General features: G+C 48.8%; 2 protein-coding genes. One reads left to right on the top strand and one right to left on the bottom strand.

The features are described 5' to 3' along the window. Window positions 1–1,155, top strand: a 1,155-nt coding sequence (gene gltA, locus BZG79_RS14475) for a citrate synthase (protein WP_077774757.1), incomplete at its 5' end; no start/stop codon positions are given. 53 nt (window positions 1,156–1,208) lie between these two features. On the opposite strand, the gene BZG79_RS14470 is transcribed toward gltA, so the two are convergent. Then, a complete protein-coding gene (locus BZG79_RS14470; RefSeq protein WP_077460243.1) occupies window positions 1,209–1,967 on the bottom strand; it encodes a Nif3-like dinuclear metal center hexameric protein in 759 nt (252 codons plus the stop codon). Between the last annotated feature and the right edge of the window lie 198 nt (window positions 1,968–2,165).

The raw sequence follows: 2,165 nt of genomic DNA, 5'->3' as shown, positions 1-2,165 counted from the left end.
GGGTTTGTTGCGACAGGATCTTGCGATTCGCAAATCACCTACATCGACGGCGAAGCGGGTGTTTTACTGCACCGTGGTTTTCCGATAGATCAACTTGCCAATAACGCTGATTACTTAGAAGTCTGTTACATCCTGCTCTACGGCGAAGTCCCTACAAAAAAACAATACGATGGTTTTCGTTCTATGATCGTGCGCCACACCATGGTTCACGAACAAATCGCGAGTTTCTTCCATGGTTTCCGTCGTGATGCTCACCCTATGGCCGTTATGGTCGGGGTTGTAGGGGCGCTTGCCGCGTTCTACCACGATTCTCTCGACATCAACAATGATAAACACCGTGAAATTACGGCGTTTCGTTTGCTGTCGAAGATGCCTACCCTGGCGGCTATGTGTTACAAGTATTCGATTGGCCAGCCATTTATTTATCCACGTAACGATCTGGACTACGCAGAGAACTTCCTTCATATGATGTTTGCCACACCATGTGAAGAATATGAGGTGAATCCGGTAGTTGCGCGCGCGATGGATAAGATTTTCACCCTACACGCGGATCATGAGCAAAACGCCTCAACATCCACGGTACGCCTAGCGGGATCATCGGGAGCCAATCCGTTTGCTTGTATTGCTGCCGGTATCGCGTCCTTGTGGGGGCCGGCACATGGCGGGGCCAATGAAGCTTGCTTGCGCATGCTCGAGCAAATCGGCCATGTCGATAATATTCCTGAGTACATTGAACGCGCTAAGGATAAAGATGATCCTTTCCGCTTAATGGGCTTTGGTCACCGGGTTTATAAAAACTATGACCCACGTGCAACGGTCATGCGCGAAGCATGTCATGAAGTGCTTGAAGAGCTACAAATTCAAGACCCGTTATTGGATGTGGCGATGGAGTTAGAACGCATCGCACTCTCCGATCAATACTTCATCGACAAGAAATTGTATCCGAATGTCGATTTCTACTCGGGCATCATCCTCAAAGCCATCGGTATTCCAACATCGATGTTTACCGTTATCTTCGCGATGTCGCGGACGATCGGTTGGATTGCTCATTGGAACGAAATGCATACGGATCCACACAAGCGCATTGGTCGTCCACGCCAGCTTTACTCAGGCTATACCCAGCGTGAATTCACGCCGATGGATAAACGCGATTAACTGCGACACCTTGATGATAGAGCTAACGAAGCCGCCTCGATGGGCGGCTTTTTTTATGCGGGATTGTCGATATCGACAAAGTGCGTGGTAAGCCCATGATGGTCAGCTAACCACTCACCCAACGCTTTAACCCCATAACGTTCTGTTGCATGGTGCCCCGCGGCAACATAATGCACACCCTGCTCGCGCGCTGAAAACGTGGTTCGTTCAGAAATTTCACCCGATAAATACGCATCCATGCCTTGCTCGACGGCTAAGTCGATAAAGTCTTGCGCCCCTCCCGTGCACAGGCCGACGGTCTCTATCCGTGCTGTCCTGCCACCGTCAACGACAAGTGGCGTTCGGTTAAGCACGGTCGCAACTTGTTGCTCGAATTGGCCAAGAGTCATCGGTGTTGATAATTTGCCATAGACAGGAATGGAGACTGGATTATTGGGCTCCAAGCCACCTATGATCTCAATCCCCAATCGTTTGGCTAGCTGGGCGTTGTTGCCTAATGTGGGATGGATATCAAGCGGCAAATGGTAACCGTATAAGTTGATACCGTTTTCAATCAACATCTTAATCCGTTGATACTTCATGCCGCGTATTGATTGCGACTCACCACGCCAAAAGTAGCCATGATGAACCAAGATAGCATCGGCTTGATATTCAATTGCTTTATCAATTAAGTCTTGGCAGGCCGTCACGCCAGTAACAATGGTTTGTACATTATCGCGGCCTTGAACTTGTAATCCGTTTGGGCTGTAGTCTTTAACTTGTTCAGGTTTCAGTTCAGCGTTAAGCAGGGCTTCTAGCTGGAAATTATTCATAGCAATCACATTCACTTGCGAGACAATGGCAACAGTGTAACCTGACAAGCAAAGATAAAAAAAGCGGCTAGCATTGATGCTAACCGCCTTTTTCAACCACACGAAGTTGTGCGTTTAAATCAGACCTTCGCGGGTTACAGATAGCCCCCAGCTTTCTCGGACTCAGCCAGCCATACAGGTTTGGTGCTGTCTTTAAGC

Source organism: Salinivibrio sp. MA427, from assembly GCF_001996115.1.
Lineage (GTDB): Bacteria > Pseudomonadota > Gammaproteobacteria > Enterobacterales > Vibrionaceae > Salinivibrio > Salinivibrio costicola.
The sequence above is the reverse complement of the archived record's forward strand: the minus strand, read 5'-3'. Positions and strand labels throughout refer to the sequence as shown.

Bases quoted from the DNA above. Each gene is read 5' to 3' on its own strand.
- BZG79_RS14470 (WP_077460243.1), bottom strand. From the start codon at position 1,967: ATGAATAATTTCCAGCTAGAAGCCCTGCTTAACGCTGAACTGAAACCT.